Genomic DNA, 2,457 nt, shown 5'->3' with positions numbered 1-2,457 from the left:
TTATATCGATGTTTATAACATCATTCGGGGAGCAAAATATCACTTATAGGTGTTGTTCAAATTTCCTGATCCACCTCTGTGAGAGATTGAGATTCCTGTTAGCAAATAGCAGTTACACAGAATTTTGACTGGGTTCTTTTACGGTACTCATCACAAATAATGAGCGTGGAACTTGATAATTCATTAAAAAAGCCCAATCCGGAGGATATGGGCTTTTAAAAATGTTATATACCATTGAATTAAAACAAATTTTTAATTAATTTCGTATAAGGTGTATTATGTTAATTTTAGAAAATCTTAACCAGAGCTTGTAAACTATTTGTGTAAGTTCAATTTTTTATAAATGATCTTTTATCTACTAATAAAAATGAAAAGTAATACTGACATTTTTTCTTAAATTTTTATAAAGTTAAAGCACTTTTAATAGTTTAGATTTCTTTCATGACTACAAATCCAGAAAAAATTTCGAAAATTTACTTAATCTTAAGCCAGACCTATGAAATTTTCGAGAATACAGATGATCCATGGATGACCAATGGATTATCAAGCAATCCTTTTAAAAGTCTGGTTTCTGTCTGCTTATCAACTATGACTACGACTAGCAGAGTTGTAAAAGCATGCGTTCCGTTATATGAAAAGGTATCAACATTTGAGGAACTATTAAAACTAGAGGATGAAGAATTAAGAGAAATAATTAAACCTGTAGCACATTACAATCGTAAAACTAAAAACCTAAAAGTTATGGCTCATCAGATTATTACTAAGTTTAATGGTGAGATACCAAGCAACAAAAAAGACTTACTCTCATTGCAAGGAGTTGGGCCAAAGGTTGCAGATATTATGATGAATTTTGTATTCGACACCCCTAGTATCGCTGTAGATACGCACATTTTAAGACTACTAAATAGGCTAGGTATCGTGAAAACATCTTCGGCTGAAATTGCAGCTGAGACTATAAATACCATCACACCAATTGAATTTAAAAAGCATGCTCACGAATGGTTAATTCAACATGGCATGAAAGTATGTCATGCAAGAAAACCTAAATGTGAAGAATGTGTCATATGTAATTATTGTTCTTATAAAACCATCGGATGATGTTTTATATCTACTTCATTAATACTAAACTGATTGAATTATTCCATACAGTAGAAATTAGAGAGGAATGACGTATGTAAGTACCTCATTTAACATAATGGTGGTTATACGAAACGCATATTTTAAATATATAAAAATCATACACTTGTGTTATAGTGGTGATGCTCGACGATGTCGAAAAGCTGACTTGGAAACAAGTCAGCTTTTTTATGAGCAGTTTTGATAGTTCTTGCCAATAAAATTGTTTAAAAAATAGTCAATTTTGAGTTTTTTCAAATTTTATCAATGCCTCAATGTCCCAAATTATCCACATTTTTTGTGGATAAAATTTAGGCTATTTTGTACGCCCTGACGCACATACATATCGGCTCTTTGCGGCTACCTGGAACAGTGGAATTTCCCTATGATGAACTCATCAGGAACAGGAAGTTCCATAACATAAAACAAAAATTATAAGTTATTGCACATGGACCAGAGGGTACAACAGCACAATCAGCGACAATAAAAAACCCCGGCAGGATGCCGGGGTTTTTTATTACCTATCATTTCTCATTTGCAAAACAAGCATAATGCCTCTAAAATATAGACTATAATCTATATTTTGGTTGTGGTATGTGGACAGTCATTACGACAGATCTATTTAATCAGTGGCTTGAACAGCAAGATGAATCTACTCAAGAGAAGGTCCTAGCTGCCCTGGTTGTTCTACAGCAGCAGGGGCCGAGTTTAGGCCGCCCTTTAGTAGATACTGTGTATGAGTCTAAATTTACCAATATGAAAGAACTGCGCGTTCAACATCGCGGTAGACCCTTAAGAGCTTTCTTCGCATTTGATCCCTTACGACAGGCTATTGTTCTATGTATTGCTGATAAAGGCGGTAAAAAGCGTTTTTATAAAGACATGCTGGATATTGCAGATGAACAATACCAACTTCATCTCACTACCCTAGGAGATAAATCTAATGGCTAAGACTCTGCAAGAATTGTTAGCTAGCCGCTCTCCAGAGAGCCAAGCCCGTATTCAAAAAATGGCAGATGAATTACTGCTAGAAAATCAGCTTCATCTTATTCGTGAAGAACTCGAAATTTCTCAAAAAGAGCTTGCTGAAACTTTGGGAATAAAACAGCCATCGCTTTCAGCAATAGAAAATCGTGGCAATGATCTTAAGATTTCAACCATGAAAAAGTATGTTGAGGCAATGGGTGGGAAGCTCCGTATTGATGTAGAGCTTCCAACAGGAAAACATATAGGATTCAACGTTTAACAATAAAAATGGGAGCTATAGGCTCCCATTTTTAGATTCGTATAACGTTGAACCCAACGGTAAATAGTCGTGTGATCAACATTCACACCCCGTTC

3 protein-coding genes are annotated in these 2,457 nt (G+C 34.9%); all 3 read left to right on the top strand.

All coding sequences use genetic code 11. The features are described from left to right. Window positions 1-441: 441 nt before the first annotated feature. The 3 genes from EXE10_RS20655 to EXE10_RS20645 all read left to right on the top strand — a co-directional run bounded on the left by EXE10_RS20655 (window position 442) and on the right by EXE10_RS20645 (window position 2,362). On the top strand, window positions 442-1,098 hold the full coding sequence (locus EXE10_RS20655; RefSeq protein ID WP_086197754.1) for an endonuclease III domain-containing protein: 657 nt from the start codon (window positions 442-444) through the stop codon (window positions 1,096-1,098). Window positions 1,099-1,710: 612 nt separating this feature from the next. Then, on the top strand, window positions 1,711-2,067 hold the full coding sequence (locus tag EXE10_RS20650; RefSeq protein WP_000269911.1) for a type II toxin-antitoxin system RelE/ParE family toxin: 357 nt from the start codon (window positions 1,711-1,713) through the stop codon (window positions 2,065-2,067). Beyond that, window positions 2,060-2,362, top strand: a complete 303-nt coding sequence (locus EXE10_RS20645) for a helix-turn-helix domain-containing protein (protein ID WP_001140620.1) — start codon at window positions 2,060-2,062, stop codon at window positions 2,360-2,362. The genes EXE10_RS20650 and EXE10_RS20645 overlap by 8 nt, the downstream gene beginning before the upstream one ends. Window positions 2,363-2,457 lie beyond the last annotated feature (95 nt).

It is taken from the genome of Acinetobacter sp. WCHAc060033 (genome assembly GCF_004209125.1).
Classification (GTDB): domain Bacteria; phylum Pseudomonadota; class Gammaproteobacteria; order Pseudomonadales; family Moraxellaceae; genus Acinetobacter; species Acinetobacter wuhouensis.
The sequence above is the reverse complement of the archived record's forward strand: the minus strand, read 5'-3'. Positions and strand labels throughout refer to the sequence as shown.